The organism is Streptomyces sp. WAC07094 (assembly GCF_036320405.1).
Taxonomy (GTDB): Bacteria; Actinomycetota; Actinomycetes; order Streptomycetales; family Streptomycetaceae; genus Streptomyces; species Streptomyces lannensis.
In genome coordinates this window covers 6,751,548-6,768,442 of record NZ_JAVMJZ010000001.1, presented here as the reverse complement: position 1 = coordinate 6,768,442, position 16,895 = coordinate 6,751,548, and the positions used below count along the sequence as shown (strand labels likewise).

The 16,895-nt window shown below is 71.6% G+C and carries 16 protein-coding genes; 4 read left to right on the top strand and 12 right to left on the bottom strand.

Annotated features, from left to right (window positions below):
* Window positions 1-13 precede the first annotated feature (13 nt).
* Window positions 14-1,237 carry a family 10 glycosylhydrolase gene (locus tag RCR19_RS30020; RefSeq protein ID WP_331267970.1) on the bottom strand — a complete coding sequence of 408 codons (1,224 nt, stop codon included), beginning with the start codon at window positions 1,235-1,237 and terminating at the stop codon, window positions 14-16.
* Between the two features lie 171 nt (window positions 1,238-1,408).
* Here RCR19_RS30020 and RCR19_RS30015 point away from each other — a divergent pair, with 171 nt between their 5' ends.
* Window positions 1,409-2,269, top strand: coding sequence for a 3-hydroxybutyryl-CoA dehydrogenase (locus RCR19_RS30015; RefSeq protein ID WP_331267969.1), 861 nt, complete (start codon window positions 1,409-1,411; stop codon window positions 2,267-2,269).
* A gap of 217 nt (window positions 2,270-2,486) precedes the next feature.
* Window positions 2,487-2,744 carry a hypothetical protein gene (locus RCR19_RS30010; protein ID WP_331267968.1) on the top strand — a complete coding sequence of 86 codons (258 nt, stop codon included), beginning with the start codon at window positions 2,487-2,489 and terminating at the stop codon, window positions 2,742-2,744.
* A gap of 77 nt (window positions 2,745-2,821) precedes the next feature.
* Here the strand turns inward: RCR19_RS30010 and RCR19_RS30005 are convergent, their stop codons facing one another.
* The 10 genes from RCR19_RS30005 to infC form a co-directional block, all read right to left on the bottom strand.
* The gene (locus tag RCR19_RS30005; RefSeq protein ID WP_331267967.1) at window positions 2,822-3,391 is read right to left on the bottom strand and encodes an NUDIX hydrolase; all 570 of its coding nucleotides are present in this window, start codon (window positions 3,389-3,391) and stop codon (window positions 2,822-2,824) included.
* Window positions 3,392-3,542: 151 nt separating this feature from the next.
* On the bottom strand, window positions 3,543-4,883 hold the full coding sequence (locus RCR19_RS30000; protein ID WP_331267966.1) for a transcriptional regulator: 1,341 nt from the start codon (window positions 4,881-4,883) through the stop codon (window positions 3,543-3,545).
* Window positions 4,884-5,179: 296 nt separating this feature from the next.
* Window positions 5,180-6,130, bottom strand: a complete 951-nt coding sequence (locus RCR19_RS29995; RefSeq protein WP_331269591.1) for a PP2C family protein-serine/threonine phosphatase — start codon at window positions 6,128-6,130, stop codon at window positions 5,180-5,182.
* A gap of 387 nt (window positions 6,131-6,517) precedes the next feature.
* A complete protein-coding gene (gene pheT, locus RCR19_RS29990; RefSeq protein WP_331267965.1) occupies window positions 6,518-9,028 on the bottom strand; it encodes a phenylalanine--tRNA ligase subunit beta in 2,511 nt (836 codons plus the stop codon).
* Window positions 9,028-10,152 carry a phenylalanine--tRNA ligase subunit alpha gene (pheS, locus tag RCR19_RS29985; RefSeq protein ID WP_331267964.1) on the bottom strand — a complete coding sequence of 375 codons (1,125 nt, stop codon included), beginning with the start codon at window positions 10,150-10,152 and terminating at the stop codon, window positions 9,028-9,030. The genes pheT and pheS overlap by 1 nt, the downstream gene beginning before the upstream one ends.
* Before the next feature lie 289 nt (window positions 10,153-10,441).
* Window positions 10,442-11,575 (bottom strand): ATP-binding protein, encoded by a 1,134-nt coding sequence (locus tag RCR19_RS29980; protein ID WP_331267963.1) that lies wholly within the window; start codon window positions 11,573-11,575, stop codon window positions 10,442-10,444.
* Window positions 11,576-11,668: 93 nt separating this feature from the next.
* On the bottom strand, window positions 11,669-12,526 hold the full coding sequence (locus tag RCR19_RS29975) for an RNA methyltransferase (protein ID WP_331267962.1): 858 nt from the start codon (window positions 12,524-12,526) through the stop codon (window positions 11,669-11,671).
* 208 nt (window positions 12,527-12,734) lie between these two features.
* The gene (rplT, locus tag RCR19_RS29970) at window positions 12,735-13,118 is read right to left on the bottom strand and encodes a 50S ribosomal protein L20 (RefSeq protein ID WP_059125646.1); all 384 of its coding nucleotides are present in this window, start codon (window positions 13,116-13,118) and stop codon (window positions 12,735-12,737) included.
* A 111-nt stretch (window positions 13,119-13,229) separates the two neighbouring features.
* On the bottom strand, window positions 13,230-13,424 hold the full coding sequence (gene rpmI / locus RCR19_RS29965; protein ID WP_059125647.1) for a 50S ribosomal protein L35: 195 nt from the start codon (window positions 13,422-13,424) through the stop codon (window positions 13,230-13,232).
* 108 nt (window positions 13,425-13,532) lie between these two features.
* Window positions 13,533-14,180 carry a translation initiation factor IF-3 gene (infC, locus tag RCR19_RS29960; RefSeq protein WP_079050106.1) on the bottom strand — a complete coding sequence of 216 codons (648 nt, stop codon included), beginning with the start codon at window positions 14,178-14,180 and terminating at the stop codon, window positions 13,533-13,535.
* A 428-nt stretch (window positions 14,181-14,608) separates the two neighbouring features.
* Between infC and RCR19_RS29955 the strand changes: the two genes are divergently transcribed.
* Window positions 14,609-15,004 (top strand): DUF1844 domain-containing protein, encoded by a 396-nt coding sequence (locus RCR19_RS29955; RefSeq protein WP_059125649.1) that lies wholly within the window; start codon window positions 14,609-14,611, stop codon window positions 15,002-15,004.
* A 46-nt stretch (window positions 15,005-15,050) separates the two neighbouring features.
* Here RCR19_RS29955 and RCR19_RS29950 read toward each other — a convergent pair whose 3' ends face one another.
* Window positions 15,051-15,797: an SseB family protein gene (locus RCR19_RS29950; RefSeq protein ID WP_331267961.1), complete on the bottom strand. Its 747-nt coding sequence runs from the start codon at window positions 15,795-15,797 to the stop codon at window positions 15,051-15,053.
* Between the two features lie 148 nt (window positions 15,798-15,945).
* On the opposite strand from RCR19_RS29950, the gene RCR19_RS29945 reads away from it, so the two are divergent.
* A complete protein-coding gene (locus RCR19_RS29945; protein WP_331267960.1) occupies window positions 15,946-16,887 on the top strand; it encodes a serine hydrolase in 942 nt (313 codons plus the stop codon).
* Window positions 16,888-16,895 lie beyond the last annotated feature (8 nt).

Genomic DNA, 16,895 nt, shown 5'->3' with positions numbered 1-16,895 from the left:
TGAGGGCGGGGAGTCACCGTGGTGGCTTCGCCGGCTGCCGGTAGTGGTCGGCCGTCACCCTCGACATCGCCCCGATCGGATCCTCCGCGACTTCCTTGGCGGCGAAGAAGACGTGCCCGCCCACCTGCGGGTACCGCTTGGCCAGGGTGAGGTGCCGGGAGAGTTCCGCCGGGCTCCGCCAGGCGGCGGGCTGGGCCGGGTCACCGGCCTTGTACAGCGCCTCACCCAGGTACAGCCCCACGGACGTGCCCGCGGCGACCCCTGCCCACCAGCGGACGAGCTCCGCGTAGTCGGCGGGGCTGTAGTCGATGTTCCAGTACAGCTGGGGGCAGATGTAGTCGAGCCAGCCCGAGCGCACCCATGTCCTGGTGTCCGCGTACAGGTCGTCGTACGTCTGCACACCTGCCCGCGTCGCCGAACCACGGGAGTCGGTCGCGGCATTGCGCCACACACCGAAGGGACTGACCCCGAAACGGGCGGCGGGCCGGATCTGCCGTACGCGGGCCGCGGTCTCCCGCACCAGGAGGTCGATGTTGTGGCGGCGCCAGGCGGCCCGGCTGGTGAAGCCGCCGCCGTAGGCCGCGAACGCCGCGGCGTCCCCGAACGTCTGGCCGGCGACCGGATACGGGTAGAAGTAGTCGTCGAAGTGGACGCCGTCGACCGGATAGCGGCGCACGGCGTCGAGGATCGCGTTCTCGACGAAGGCGCGGACAGCGGGCAGCCCGGGGTTGTAGTAGAGCTGACCGCCGTACGCCACGGTCCACTCGGGGTGCCTGCGTGCGGGATGCGACGCGGCGAGCCGGGACCGGTCGGTGTGGGTGGCGACCCGGTAGGGGTTGAACCAGGCGTGCAGCTCGAGCCCGCGGGCGTGCGCCTCCTGGACGGCCGTGCCCAGCGGGTCCCAGCCGGGATCCCTGCCCTGCGTCCCGGTGAGGTACTGGGACCAGGGCTCGTACGGCGAGGGCCACATCGCGTCGGCCGTGGGGCGGACCTGGAAGAAGACGGTGTTCAGCCCGCGCCGTACCGCCGCGTCCAGGCGCTCGCGCAGCTGGGCCCGCTGGACGGACGCCGACAGCCCGGGACGCGCCGGCCAGTCTCTGTTGAACACGGTCGCCAGCCACATTCCCCGCATCTCGACGCTCGCCCGCGGGTACCGTGGGGCGGCCGCCGCCCCGGTGGACAGGACCGACAGGGACAGCGCCGCCCCCGTGAAAGCCCGCCGTGACAACCGCCCCATTGCACATCCTCGTACGCTGCGGATCCGCGCCCTCACGGATCGTCTCCGCGGCACAGCATGCACCCACCCCGGCGATCGATCATCGATACTTGGGAGTAACGTGCACGAATGGAGCAGGCGACCGGGACCCGAACGGACCTGCCACAGCCGTAGATCAGCGAAAGGGACGATGTGACCGACATCGAACGCGTCGGAGTGGTGGGCTGCGGCCAGATGGGAGCGGGGATCGCCGAGGTCTGCGCCCGCTCGGGACTGGACGTAAAGGTCGCCGAGACCACCGGCGAAGCCCTGGAGTTCGGCCGGACCCGTCTGTTCACTTCCCTGACCAAGGCGGCCGAGCGCGGCAAGATCTCCGAGGAGGAGCGGGACGCGACACAGGCGCGCCTGACCTTCACCACCGACCTCGGCGAGTTCGCGGACCGTGACCTGGTGATCGAGGCGGTCGTCGAGAACGAGCAGGTGAAGACGGAGATCTTCCAGGTGCTCGACCAGGTGGTGACCCGCCCGGACGCCATCCTCGCCTCCAACACGTCCTCGATCCCGCTGGTGAAGCTCGCGGTCGCCACCTCGCGTCCCGACCATGTGATCGGCATCCACTTCTTCAACCCGGCGCCGGTGCAGAAGCTCGTCGAGCTGATCCCGGCGCTCACCACGTCCGAAGGCACCATCGGCCGGGCCCAGTTGTTCGCCGAGAAGCTCCTCGGCAAGCACGCGATCCGCGCCCAGGACCGCTCCGGATTCGTGGTCAACGCGCTGCTCGTGCCCTATCTGCTGTCCGCCATCCGCATGTTCGAGTCCGGCATCGCGGGCCGCGAGGACATCGACAACGGCATGGAGATGGGCTGCGCCCACCCGATGGGCCCGCTGAAGCTCTCCGATCTGATCGGCCTGGACACCATCGTCTCGATCGCCAACTCGATGTACGAGGAGTACAAGGAGCCGCTGTACGCCGCACCCCCGCTGCTGCAGCGCATGGTGGAGGCGGGCCGGCTGGGGCGCAAGAGCGGCTCCGGCTTCTACTCCTACTCCTGATCCGTTCCCGACGGTCGCGGCCCCTCGGTCACGGACCGTCGCACACGGTCCCGTGCGGGCCCGGCACCGTTCGCGGTGCCGGGCCCGTGTCATTCACACACCGTGTGCGCACCGGACCCGCATATGCCGCGCGCACACTCTCCCGCCGCGCCCACCAGGCGAGTTGACTCTCCATGCACATGCAAGGGATGTGACGACTACGGAAAGGAGCGGACACGTGACCGCCGACCCCGAGCATCCCGTGGTCCAAGGAGAAGTCGCAGAGTTACGCCGCCGCCTCGATGTGGCACACGCCCGGGTCGAGGGAGGGCTGGCCCTGCTCAGTCATCGCGCCGAGGAGACCGCGAAGGACCTGGACGACCTGAGCACGAGGGTCGTCGCGCTGGAGCACACGCGCTGGCCCCTGCCCGCAGTGGCCGCACTGACGGCCGTGGGCGCCCTCCTCGTGACGATCTGGCAGGCGTGGGCCCACTAGGGCCCGTCGTCCGGACCGTGTCGGCGTCGATCGAACGGCACGGTCTCTCCCAGCCGACCATGTCCGGACGACAGACCCTAGCCCGCCGGGCCGCGGGACGGTGAGGGCCATACGTCCTGGCCGAGCCTGAGGTGGTGCAGGAGGAGGAGCGCGGCCGCCATGTTCGCGGCCGGGACCTCTCCGCGGGCGACCATGTCGGGGACGAGCTTGAGGGGAACCCATTCCCGACGGTCCGACTCGAAGTCGTCCACGGGGTGCCCGACGTACTCGCCCTCGTCGGCCCAGTAGATGTGGTGCCGGGCGTCGGTGAGGCCGTTGGAGGGCTCCACGCTCATGAGATGGTGCAGGGGTCCCGGCCGCCAGCCGGTCTCCTCCTCGAGCTCGCGGGCCGCCGCGTCGGCGATGTCCTCGCCGTCCTCGACGACGCCGGCCGCGAGCTCCCACCCCCAGCTGTCGGTGATGAAGCGGTGCCGCCACAGCAGCAGCACCTCGTTGGCCTCGTTGACGATCGTGGCCACGGCGACAGGCCGCAGCCGTATCAGGAAGTGGTCGAGATGCCTGCCGTCCGGCAGCTCGACATCAGCGAGATTGACGCTGAACCAGCGGTTTTCATACACAGTTTGTTCGTTCCGCTTCGTCCACTGCACGGTTCTGCCACCTTCCGTCGAGTAAGTGGCAATATCGCAGCAGGAGCGTCAACTCAGCAGGCTCACAGTGACGCACACCCGGCGCAGCGGCGGGCGCAGTCGGCCGCACCGGCGGGAGAGCCGGACTCCCCGGCAGTGCGCGCGGCGATGTCTACAGCGGTACGCGCAGGGCCCCGTCGATCAGTTCGGCCGCCTCGGCCGTCCCGGCACAGCCGCTGCGTACGAGGTGTTCGCGCACCGCCCGGAGTCTGTCGCGCAGGCGCATGGACTCCATCCCCCGGGCCTGCTCGGCCATCTCGACCGCCGTGGCCACCGCCTTGTCGGCGTTGCCCTGGCGCAGTTCGATCTGGCTGAGCATCGCGAGCCGGTGCACCCTGCCCCGGTCGTGCGCCGGTGTGTCGACGGCGGCGGCGGCGTGCTCCCCCGCGGCCACGAGGTCCCCGAGGCTGAGCAGCGCCTCCGCGACCTGGACGTTGACAAGACCGGGCTGGACGTAACCGGTCTCGTCCGGCTCGTGACCGCGCCGGATGCGCTCGGCCGCCGACTCGGCCCGCCGGATGCAGGACAGCGCGCTCGTGGCGTCGCCGAGGTGCGCGTACGCCTTGGCCTGCATCGCGTACAGATCGGAGGCGAGCGCCGGGGTGATCTGCCTGCCGGCGGCACGCAGCGCGGCTTCGGCGAACGCGACGGCCTGGCGGTACTCCTTCATGAACAGCGACTGGTTGACCAGCAGCGCTATCACGTACGCGCCGAGCCCACGGTCCCCGCTCGCCTTCGCCAGACGCAAGGCCTGGTGGAAGTAGCGCTGGGCGAGCCCGTGTGCGTCCGAGTCGTAGGCGCAGATGCCCGCGACGGCCACAAGGCCGCCGGTGGCGCGGTGCAGTTGGCGGCCCATGGCGTCGGTGTAGCTGCCGCGGAGCAGCGGCGCGGTCTCGGCGTTGAGGAAGCCGACGATACGACTGCGGGTCGCCACTCCCCCGGCCTTGCGGTACATCTGCTCGTAGTGGGCACGGGCGGCGCGCAGCATGTCGACGTCCGCCGGGGTGACCCGGTGCCTGCCGCCGCGCGAGACGTCCACGTCCTCCGGCGGGTTCTCCCACTCCCACACGGGCATCACCGCAGGGGTGCCCGTGACGGCGGCGGCGCCCAGGATGTGCGGCCGCTGCTGCTCGTCTGACCGCCACAGCGCCGTGGCCCGTTCCACAAAGCCGGACAGGCCGGAACCGTGCGCGGCGGCCGGTTCGCCGGGCACCCCGAGACCGATGTCGTCCAGGGTCACCGGACGGTGCAGGCGGGCGGCGAGCACCTCGCAGATCAGGTCGGGCACCTGACCACGGGGACGTTGCCCCTTCAACCACCGTGCCACGGCGGTGTGTTCGTATCTGAGCGAGAGACCGCGCGCCCGGCCCGCCTGGTTGACGTGCGCGGCGAGTCCCGCGTGGGATATCCCTGCCTCGTCGAGGATCGCGTCGAGCAGAGTGTTGGGCTGCATCCGTGCCCCCCGGTGACTCGGTCTCGACAGCGTAGTGCGTTCGCCTTCACACGGGGTGTGAACAGAGTGCGCGAATCCGGGCTGTGCGCGCGCTGTTGCGGAGAGTTTCCGCCCGCTTGACTGAAAACCCTCGTAAGAGGCCGGCCGGGCCGCCGGCTCCCCCTCGTACAGTGCGGCGGTCCGAATCCGCGCCGTCCGCCCGGCTGCCTGCCCGACACTCCGTAGCGGGGCGGACGGCGCGGCCGTGTGGACACGCTCCGGCGGAAAGGCGGGGACAGCCGGAGCGGCGCCGGGAGTCAGGAGCGCTGGGTCGGACGCGGGTTCGTCGGCAGAGGACGCGCCCATGCGGTGGACCCGCACGCGTCACGGTCCGGCGGCTCCGCGGCGGCGGCCCGGGACAGACGGTCGTTGCGCACCACCAGCAGGGCGACGTCGTCCCGGAGCCGGCCGCCGGTGTGGCGGAGCAGACCGGTGAAGACGTTCCGCAGCAGCGCCTGGGGGTGCGGAGGCCGGGCGCGGACGGCCTCGCCGAGCAGAGTGGGCAGGGGAAAGAATCGGCCACGGCCGTCCCGGGCGTCTTCCGCGCCGTCGGTGTACAGGAACAGCGCCTGTCCCGGCGCCAGGCGGCCGCAGTCGGTCGGAGGCAGGTCCGCGGGAAGGGGGAACGGTCCGAGCGGAGGCAGCGGATCGTCGCCGGACAGAGCCGCGAGCCTCCCGGGCTCGAGCAGATACGGCCAGGGATGCCCGCAGTTCAGCCCGCGCACCTCGCCGTCGTGGCCGATCTCCAGGAGCAGCAGGGTCACGAACTCCTCGGCCACCGGGGTGTCGGGTACGGAGCCGACCGAGGGGTGTTCGGCCCGCGCCCGCTCGCGCAGATGGCGGGCGAGCGACCGGTCCAACCGGCGCAGCACGCCCGCCAGTTCGGGCTCGTCGTGCACGGCCTCCCGGAAGCTGCCGAGGACGGCCGCGACGGTGGCGAGGGCGGTGAGACCGTGGCCGCGCACGTCGCCCATCACGATCCGGACGCCGTGCTCGGTGGCGATCACCTCGTACAGGTCACCCCCGACGGTGGCCCCGCACTCTGCGGAGAGCCGGGCGGCGGCGACCTCCAGCCCGGCGACGCGCGGCGGGAGCGGCCGCAGCACCACGCTCTGGGCGGCCCCCGCGACCTTGCGGGCCTGCCGTAGCTCCCGGAGAAGGGCGCGTCTGACGTAAAGAAGCAGTCCGGTACTCATGACGACGGCCATCGCGCCGCCCGCGGTCCGTGCGCGGCCACCGCCCTGCCGGGCGAGCGACGATGCCGACGGCCGGTGGATGCGCGCGGCAACGCTGAGCCATGACCCACGAACGGGCCGGGCCTTGATACGGGTCATGCCGGCCCCCCAAGAGTCCTGGGTGCACGGAAGCGGCCCGCAGGGTCCGTCCTCGCACCCCCCGAGCCGGTCCGATTCTGTCGGCAGCCCACCCGGAACAGTCCGGATCCCGCGGATCAGCCACCCGAACGAGTGAGGTGATCGACAGCGGTACGGAGGCTCGCGCCCCACGACGGAGCGAGGAAGAGAACCGCGCGACCGGCCACGGATGACCGTGGCCGGTCGACGACCCGCTGTTCCCCGCTCCGCCGGCGCGGGCGACTAGCTCCGCAGCGTGGCTCCCGTGCGTTCGGCGGCGAGCGCGACCGCCGTGTCGCGGGCCGCGGAGGCCTCGTCGACGGTCAGGGTGCGGTCGGGCGCCCGGAAGCGCAGCGCGTACGCGAGCGACTTCTTGCCCTCGCCGAGCTGCTCGCTCTCGTAGACGTCGAACAGCCGGATGGACTCGAGCAGTTGACCGGCCCCCTCGCGCAACGCGGCCTCGACCTCCGCGTGCGGGACGGCCGAGTCCACGACCAGCGCGACGTCCTGGGTGGCGACCGGGAAGCTCGAGATCCGGGGACCCTTCACGGGCCCGGTGCCCGCCCGCTCCAGCACGTCCAGGTCGAGCTCCATCGCGCATGTGCGCCCGGGCAGCCCCAGGGTCTTCAGGACACCGGGGTGCAACTCGCCTGCGTAGCCGATGACCTGCTCGTTCCCGTCCACCACCACGGCCAGTTCGGCACAGCGGCCGGGGTGCCACGGGCCGTACTGGCCCTTGCGGACGACGAGGTCCGCACCCGCCTCCCGGGCGATGGTGCGTGCCGCCTCGATGGCGTCGGCCCAGTCGGCCGGGCGGCCCTTGCCCCACCAGCCGACCTGCTCGCGGGCGCCCGCGAGGACCACCGCGGCATGCCGGGGCTGCTCGGGCAGCGCCGCCGTGAGCGACGCGATCTCCTCGTCGGAGGGCCGGCGGTCGACGGTCAGACGCGTGGCGATGCGCTGCTCCTCGCGCGGGTGGAAGACCAGACCGGTCTCGAAGAGCGCCAGGTCGTGGGAGCCCCGGCCGTCGTTGCGGCGCAGCGCGGCCAGCAGGCCCGGCAGCAGCGTCGTACGGAGGGCGGGCTCCTCGTCGGAGAGCGGGTTGACCAGCTTGACGACCCGGCGGTTCGAGTCGTCGGCGGCCAGGCCGAACTGGTCGAAGATCTGCTCGCCGATGAACGGGTAGTTCGGCGCCTCGACGAATCCGGCGCCGGCCAGTGCGCGCCCGATCCGGCGGTGCAGCCGCTGCCGGTCGGTCAGACCGCGGCCCGCCGGGGGCTTGGGCAGCGTGGAGGGCAGGTTCTCGTAGCCCTCGAGCCGGATGACCTCCTCGGCGAGGTCGTTCGGGTCCGTGAGGTCGGGCCGCCAGGACGGGACGGTGACGATCAGCTCGTCCTGCCCGTAGACGTCGCAGCCGACCTGCTGGAGGCGGCGCACCACGGTCTCACGGCCGTACTCGACACCCGCCACCTTGTCCGGGTGGTTCGCCGGGATGGTGATGGTGTGCGGCGCCGAGGGCGCGATGACCTCGGTGACACCGGCGTCCGCGGTGCCGCCCCCGAGCAGGACCAGCAGGTCCACCGTGCGCTGTGCTGCGGCGGACGCGGCCAGCGGGTCGACGCCCCGTTCGAAGCGGCGGGACGCCTCGGATGCCAGCTTGTGGCGGCGGGCCGTACGCGCGATCGAGATCGCGTCGAAGTGGGCCGCCTCGATCACCACATCGGTGGTGCCGCCGTTCTCGTGGGCGTGGTCGGCGATCTCCGTGTTGGCACCGCCCATGACGCCGGCGAGGCCGATCGGGCCGCGGTCGTCAGTGATCACCAGGTCCTCGGCGTCCAGCGTGCGCGTCACACCGTCGAGGGTGGTCAGCTTCTCGCCCGCCTCGGCCCGGCGCACACCGATCGCGCCCTGGATCAGCGAGCGGTCGTAGGCGTGCAGGGGCTGGCCCAGCTCCAGCATCACGTAGTTGGTGATGTCCACGGCCAGCGAGACGGGGCGCATGCCCGCCTTCTGCAGCCTGCGCTGCAGCCAGATCGGGGACCGCGCCTCGGGCTCGATGCCGGTCACCGTGCGGGCGGTGAACCGGTCGCAGCCCATCGGCTCGGAGATCTTCACCGGGTGGCCGAACGCGTTCGGTGCCGGGACGTCGATCAGCGCCGGGTCGCGCAGCGGCAGACCGTATGCGACGGCGGCCTCGCGGGCGATGCCGCGCAGGGAGAGGGCATAGCCGCGGTCGGGGGTGACCGCGATGTCGAGCACCTCGTCGACGAGCTCGAGCAGCTCGACGGCGTCGATGCCGACCTCGGTCTCCTGCGGCAGGACGATGATGCCCTTGCTGCCGTCATCGCCCATGCCCAGCTCGTCGCCGGAGCAGATCATGCCGTGCGAGACCCTGCCGTACGTCTTGCGCGCGGCGATCGAGAAACCGCCGGGCAGCACGGCGCCCGGCAGGACCACGACGACCTTGTCGCCGACGGAGAAGTTGCGGGCACCGCAGACGATCTCCTGCGGCTCACCCGTGCCGTTGGCCTGGCCGACGTCGACCGTGCAGAACCGGATGGGCTTCTTGAAGCCCTCCAGCTCCTCGATGGACAGCACCTGGCCGACCACCAGAGGTCCCTTGAGGTCGGCGCCGAGCTGCTCGACGGTCTCGACCTCGAGACCGACCGAGATGAGCTTGGCCTGGACGTCGCGCCCGGTCTGAGTCGCCGGCAGGTCGACGTACTCCCGCAGCCAAGAAAGCGGGACCCGCATCAGATCTCCATCCCGAACGGCCGGGTGAACCGGACGTCACCCTCGACCATGTCTCGCATGTCTTCGACGTTGTGGCGGAACATCAGCATCCGCTCGATGCCGAACCCGAAGGCGAATCCGCTGTACTTCTCGGGGTCCACGCCGCAGGCGACCAGCACCCTCGGGTTGACCATGCCGCAGCCGCCGAGCTCGATCCAGCCCTCGCTGGAGCAGGTGCGGCAGGGCCGGTCCGGGTTGCCGACGGACTCGCCCTTGCAGACGTAGCAGAGCATGTCCATCTCGGCGGACGGCTCGGTGAAGGGGAAGTAGTTCGGGCGCAGCCGGGTCTTCATGTCCGCGCCGAAGAGCGACTGGACCATGTGGTCCATCGTGCCCTTGAGGTCGGCCATGGTCAGGCCCTCGTCGACGGCCAGCAGCTCGATCTGGTGGAAGACCGGGGTGTGCGTGGCGTCCAGTTCGTCCGTGCGGTACACCCGGCCGGGGCACACGATGTAGACGGGCGGCTCGCGGTCGAGCAGCGAGCGGGCCTGTACGGGGGAGGTGTGCGTGCGCAGCACGACACCCGACTCGCCACGGTCGCCCTCGGGACCCTCGACGAAGAAGGTGTCCTGCATCTGCCGCGCCGGGTGGTCGGGCGTGAAGTTCAAGGCGTCGAAGTTGAACCACTCCGCCTCGACCTCGGGGCCCTCGGCGATCTCGTATCCCATGGACACGAAGACGTCCGCGACCCGCTCCATGAACGTGGTCAGCGGGTGGCGGGCTCCGGCGGGCACGCGGTCGTGGGGCAGCGTGACGTCCACCGCCTCCTCGACCAGCACACGGGTGTCCCGCTCGGCCTCCAGCTCGCGCTGGCGCGCGGCGAGGGCCTTGTTCACCGCGCCGCGGGCCATGCCGACCCGCTTTCCGGCGTCGGCCTTGGCGTGCGGGGGCAGGGCGCCGATCTCGCGGTTGGCGAGGGCCAGCGGCGAGGCGGGGCCGGTGTGGGCGACCTTGGCCTCGTGGAGGGCGTCGAGGGAGTCCGCGGCGGCGAAGGCGGCGAGCGCCTCGTCCCGCATGCGCTCGATCTCTTCCGGTTTCAAGGCCTCGACCTCGACAGGGTCGTACGACTTATTGGGTGCCGACATCTCTTCCCGTGCTTCCGATTGGCTGGCTGAAGGTCCCCGTCACTGGTCCTGGCACTGGTCCGATGACGCATCGTCGCCGACTTCGGGACACAAAGGTGCCAAAGGCCGAGTCTAACGGGGTGGGAGCGGCTACCGGACCGCACGTCCATGAGGCGGCCCGGCCCGGGGCCCGTCGTCGTCCGCGCACCGTCCACCCGAGGGGTGGGCCGGAGCGGCGCCGGTGCGCGAGTACGACAGCGGGATCCGGGGCTCCCGGGGAATGCGGAGGAGCCCGTGGGACCCGGCGCTTCTACAGGAGATACGCCGGTGTGCCCACGGGCAACGTAAATCGGAACTCCGCGCCGCCGCCGCGGGCGCGGCCGACCGTGATGGTGCCGCCGTGGGCCTCGACGATGCCCTTGACGATGTACAGCCCGAGGCCCGTGCCGCCACGCTTGCTGCCCCGCCAGAAGCGGGTGAAGACGCGGTTCATGGACTCCTCCGGGATGCCGGGCCCCTCGTCGCCCACCGTGACCGACGTGTCGGCGTCCTCCCCTTCGCGCGGGGACGCCGAGGGCGTGATCTCGATGGTGACGGTTCCCTCGCCGTGGCGCACGGCATTTTCCAGGAGGTTGCTCAGCACCTGGTCGATCTTGTCGGGGTCGGCCCACAGGGCGGGCAGCGGATGCTCCAGGCGCAGCAGGAAGCGGTCGGCGGGCTGGCCCGCGGCGACATAGGCCTGGATGTGCCGGCCCACCGCCGCCCCTATGTCGACGGGCTGGCGCCGCACCTCCAGCCGCCCGGAGTCGATGCGTGAGATGTCCAGCAGCTCGGCGATCAGCCGCGTCACCCGGTTCGCGTCGGCGTCGACGGTCTCCAGCATCAGCCGCTTCTGGTCGTCGGTGAAGCGTTCCCACTTGGCGAGCAGGGTGGCCGTGAACCCTTTGACGGACGTGAGGGGCGAGCGAAGCTCGTGGGCCACCGTGGCGATCAGTTCGGCATGGCTGCGCTCGGTACGGCGCCGGGCCTCGGTGTCGCGCAGACAGACCACGACGTGGCGTACGGGACCGGTGGGACGGTCCCGTACATAGCGCGCGGAGACGAGCACCTCCCGCCCTCCCGGCAGCAGCAGATTCCGCTCGGGCTGCCGTACCCGGATGGCGAGACCTCCGTAGGGATCGGTCAGCTGCCACCAGCGCCGCCCCTCCAGGTCTTCCAGGGGCAGGGCCCGGTCCAGGCGGCCGCCGAGCGCCTCGGCGGCGGGCGTGGCGGTGATCCGGGCGGCGGCGGCGTTGAAGCAGATCACCCGGCCGTTCTCGTCGGCGATCACGAGGCCGTCGGGGAGGTCGTCCGGGTCGATGCCGAGCTCGGCGAGATCACCGCGCCGGGACGCGGGCGCACGGTCCGCGTCACGTGCTCCCGGTGCCCTGCTCGTGCCGATCATCCCCGTACCCCACCTCTCATCCGGTGTGGGGGGTTCCTCCCTGCTCGAGGCAAGCCGAGAGCTGGGGGAGGGGCCCCCGAGCCCGCCACCCTACTAGCCGGGGGTGACGGAACGGCACCCTCCGGCGGCGCGCTGTGCACGGGCGGATGCGTAGAGACATACGGCGGCGGCGGTCGCGAGGTTCAGACTTTCGGCCTTTCCGTGGATCGGCACGCGCACGACGGCATCGGCCAGCGCCCGGGTCTCCTCCGGAAGCCCCCAGGCCTCGTTGCCGAACACCCAGGCGGTGGGCCCGCCCATGGTGCCCTCGTCCAACTCGTCGTCGAGGTCGCGGTCCCCCGCCCCGTCGGCGGCCAGGATCCGCACGCCGGCCTTCTTCAGCCCGGACACGGCGTGCTCTACGGGGACGCCGACGGCCACGGGCAGATGGAACAGGGAGCCCACGGAGGCCCGGACGGCCTTCGGGTTGTAGAGGTCGACCGAGGCGTCGGTGAGGACGACGGCGTCGGCCCCTGCGGCGTCGGCGCAGCGCAGGACGGTCCCGGCGTTGCCGGGGTCCCGCACATGGGCGAGCACGGCGACGAGCCGCGGGCGCGCGCTCAGGACCGCGTCGAAGTCGGTGTCGAGGAACCGGCAGACCCCCACGAGGCCCTGGGGCGTGACCGTGGTGGACACGTCGGCGATGACCTCTTCGGCCGCCAGGTGCACCCGGGCTCCGGCGTCGCGGGCCGCCCCGACGATGTCGGGATACCGCTCCGCGGCCTCGGGTGTGGCGAAGAGCTCGACGAGGGTGGACCTGCCGTCGGCCCGGTGCCCGGCGGCCTCCCGCACGGCCTGCGGTCCCTCCGCGAGGAACAACTGCTCCTTGCCCCGGAAGCTCCGCCTGCCGAGCCGCCGGGCGGCGGTGACGCGGGGAGAGCGGGGGGAGATCAGCTCGAGGGCCGGGGGCATGCGGTCCACCTTCGATGGGTCAGGGTCTGTTGTCCGCCGCGACGCGAGCGCCGCCGGGGGCGGCGGGTCCGGTGCCTCGTACCGTGCAGGCGGTGAGGGGAGGCCGGAGCGGCTGCCTGCGTCGCGGAACGCAGTCGGACCCGCAGGCTGCGTAGCCTGCGGGTCCGTACGATCACGTCGGCCCGGCCGACGTGGCGCCGTCGTGTGCTTACGCCGCCTTGGGCGCGTTCACGTCCGCCGGCAGCGCCTTCTGGGCGACCTCGACGAGCGCGGCGAACGCGCGGGCGTCGTTGACGGCCAGCTCGGCGAGGATCTTGCGGTCGACCTCGACGTTGGCGGCCTTCAGACCCTGGATGAAGCGGTTGTACGTGATGCCGTTGGCGCGGGCAGCGGCGTTGATGCGCTGGATCCACAGCTGACGGAAGTCGCCCTTGCGCTTCTTGCGGTCGTTGTAGTTGTAGACCAGCGAGTGGGTGACCTGCTCCTTGGCCTTGCGGTACAGGCGCGAACGCTGACCGCGGTAGCCGGAGGCCTGCTCGAGGATCGCCCGGCGCTTCTTGTGGGCGTTGACTGCCCGCTTGACGCGTGCCACTTGTTTGACTCCTTGTAGCGGGGCCGCGGTGGTACTCACGCGGCCCGGGTTCGATTGGGTCCCGGTCCTGACGTACGGCGCGCTCAGATCGGACGATCAGGCGCCGTCACGTCACTTGCCGAGAAGCTTCTTGATCTTCTTGGCGTCGGCCGGGGCCATCTCGGCGTTGCCGGTGAGGCGACGCGTCAGACGGGACGACTTGTGCTCGAGCAGGTGGCGCTTGCCGGCACGCTCACGGAGCACCTTGCCGGAGCCGGTGATCTTGAAGCGCTTGCTGGCACCGCTGTGCGACTTGTTCTTCGGCATAGCGCCGTTCTCTCCTCGTCGGTGGCGCCCCGGTGCCCGGTCGATGAAACCGGGCACGTCGGAGCGTCGCTCTAGTATCGGTTGGTCCTGGGACTGACGTCCCGGGGGTCACGCCTCGGCGGAAGCCTCGGCCGGGGCCTCGGTGGACTCGGCCTCGGCGGCGTTCTGCGAGCGGCCCGGGTGGGCCTTCGCCTCGGCCTTGCGGGCCTCCTGCGCCTGACGAGCCTCGGCCATGGCCTCGGTCTTCTTCTTGTGCGGACCGAGAACCATGATCATGTTCCGGCCGTCCTGCTTCGGGTTCGACTCCACGAAGCCGAGGTCCTGGACGTCCTCCGCGAGACGCTGCAGCAGCCGGTAGCCCAGTTCGGGCCGGGACTGCTCGCGACCGCGGAACATGATCGTGATCTTGACCTTGTCGCCCTGCTTGAGGAACCGGACGACGTGACCCTTCTTGGTGTCATAGTCGTGCGGGTCGATCTTCGGCCGGAGCTTCATCTCCTTGATGACCGTGTGCGCCTGGTTCTTGCGCGCCTCACGGGCCTTCATGGCCGACTCGTACTTGAACTTCCCGTAGTCCATGAGCTTGCAGACGGGCGGACGGGCGTTCGCCGCGACCTCGACCAGGTCCAGGTCGTACTCCTGCGCAAGCTCCAGGGCCTTGGCAAGCGGCACGATGCCCACCTGCTCGCCGCTGGGACCGACAAGTCGCACCTCGGGAACGCGAATCCGGTCGTTGATGCGGGGCTCGGTGCTGATGGATCCTCCTCGGTAGCACCATCACGACCGTCTGGCGGACAGCCGCGTATGTCTGGTTGACATGGGACCCAACCATCGCGGCACACGAAAAATGCCCCGAACGGTACACAGGCGGGGCTCCAAAGCATCCGGAGCACCGCCGCGGGTGTACCGCGGGGCGCGCATTCGGGCGACTCCACCGTCCGTACGGAACGGTGGTGGCCGCCTGACCGGTGACCCGCCGTCCCGGAGGACGGTCAGGTGGGAGATCGGAGCCTCCACTTGTGGGCCGGGCACTGCCATGTCCGGCCGGTCGTCACACAAGGTTAGCAGCTCCCCGTGAGTGGTGCGAACCGGCGTGCACCCGGCATCCGGCACCCCGCCCACGGTCCGCGCCCGGCCCCCTCCCGAGGGCGGCGGGCACCGGGCCTGGGCCTATCGTGTGGGGCATGAGTGACACCTCCCCCGAGGGATCCCCGGCTTCCGCAGAGTCCCCGGCCGCCGCCGGGAGTCCCGACTTCGACGACATGACCCGTGACATCGCGGAGGTCCCCGCCGTCGAGGTGCTCGTGACGGTCGCCGTCAACCTGATGAGCGCCGCCGCCGTGAAGCTCGGTCTGACCGAGGAGGGCGACAAGTACAAGGACCTGGACGAGGCCCGCAAGCTGGTGCACGCCCTGGCCGGTCTGCTCGACGCCAGCGCGACGGAGATCAGTTCCTTCCACGCGGCCCCGCTGCGCGACGGCCTGAAGTCGCTCCAGCTCGCGTTCCGTGAGGCCTCGGTCGTCCCCGACGAGCCGGGCCAGGGACCGGGCGAGAAGTACACCGGTCCGGTCTACGGCTAGTCGGAGGTACGCCGGACCGGTTCCTCGTCCGGCGACCGCGACCCGCTCACCCGCGGACGAACAGGGGCTCGCCCGGAGGCGCCGCCTCGGCCGGCAGTACCGCCAGGTCGAGGCCCCGCACCAGGCGGGCCCTCAGTGTCTCGTCGGCCGCCATGCGCCGCGCCACGGCGCCGGCGGCCTCGGCCGGCGCCGCGCCGGGTGCCAGGACGAGCGCCAGGATGCCGTCGGCCTGTCCGGGGCCGAGGTAGGCGCGCAGCACGTCGGGCTCACCCGCCACGGCGGCCCGTACGGCGTCGGTCACGGCGGGGTCGGCGAGCGGATCCGTCGTCGTGCGGCCCTCCGCGAGCGCCAGCAGGGTGGGGCCGGACAGCTCGAAGGGCACCGGGCCCGACATGTCCAGCACGATCGTGTCGGCCTTCTCGTGCACGGCGGCCTGCAGCGCCTGGTGCACGGGGACCGCGACGGGGCGGGCCTGCGGGTCCCAGCGGGCCAGCGACTCGGTGGACGTGAAGGCGGGCAGGGCCGTGCGGCCGCCGGCCTTCAGGGTGGGCACGGCCATCTCACTGCTCTTCTCGCGGCGCAGTACGCCCCCGTGGCCCTCGTGGGCGACCTCCTCCACCTCGCCGAGGAGGGCGACCACGGGAACGAGGAGCCGCGCACTCCTCAGGGCCTCCAGCACGGGCCCCACGGCGGTTCGGTCCTCGGCCCACGCGGCGAGCGCCGCGCTCAGCCGGGGGTCGGCGGAGCCGTCGTCGTCGGAGAAGCCGGAGTCGGGAATGTTCTTGTTCGCCACGGACCGACCCTATCGAGGGGTCTCCGCCGGGCGCGTGCCGGCCCAGGACCCCGGCGGGCGGCCGCCTCACGGATTTCTCAGCGATTACTGACACGGCTCTCATGCCCGTCCCAAGCCGCGCACAGGACCGCTTTCGAGCATCGCGGGCATGGAGTCCCACAGAGTCACCCGTCGCCGCGCCCGATCCTCCCGGAGCCGCGCGGTTCTCTCCACGGTGCTGGCGTCTGCCGTCGTCGTCGGCGGCACCGTGGCGGGGACGGTGTACGTGAGGGCGCACGCCGACGCGGGCGCCGTATCGTCGCAGTCGTCGGTGACGCCCTCGGCGTCGGCCTCGGCGAGCCGGGAGGCATCGGTGGAACCTGCGGCGGAACCCTCGGACGACCGGGACGCGCTGCTGGAGAAGGCCATGAGGGCGGTGGCCGTCGAGGACGGCGCCGACGTGGCCGTGGCGGTGCTCGACGTGGACTCCGGTGACAGCGCCCGCTACGGCGACGGCGCCTTCGACACGGCGAGCATCGTGAAGGTCGACATCCTGGCGGCGCTGCTGCTGCAGGCGCAGGACGCGGACCGGCGGCTGACCGCGCAGGAGAAGGCGTACGCCACCGCGATGATCGAGGACAGCGACAACGACTCCGCCTCCGCGCTGTGGACCGCGATCGGACGGGCGGACGGGCTCGCCCGTGCGAACAAGCGCCTCGGCCTGACGGACACCACGGGTGGCGACGGTCCCCTGTGGGGTCTGACGCAGACGACCGCGGGCGATCAGCTCGCTCTGCTCCAGCAGGTGTTCGGTGACGGCTCCGAGCTGAGCGACGCCTCCCGGACGTATCTGCAGGGGCTCATGGGCAACATCGCGGCGGACCAGCGCTGGGGCGTGTCGGCGGCCGCGGACGGTGCCGGGTGGGCGCTGAAGAACGGCTGGCTGGCGCGCAGCGCGACCGGGCTGTGGGACGTCAACAGCATCGGGCGGATCACGGCCGGCGGCCGCACCTACCTGGTGGCGACGCTGTCGAACGGCAGCTCCACCAAGGAGAAGGGGATCTCACTGGTGGAGGCGGCGGCCCGGGCGGCGGTCTCGGCGTTCGCCTGATGACGGCG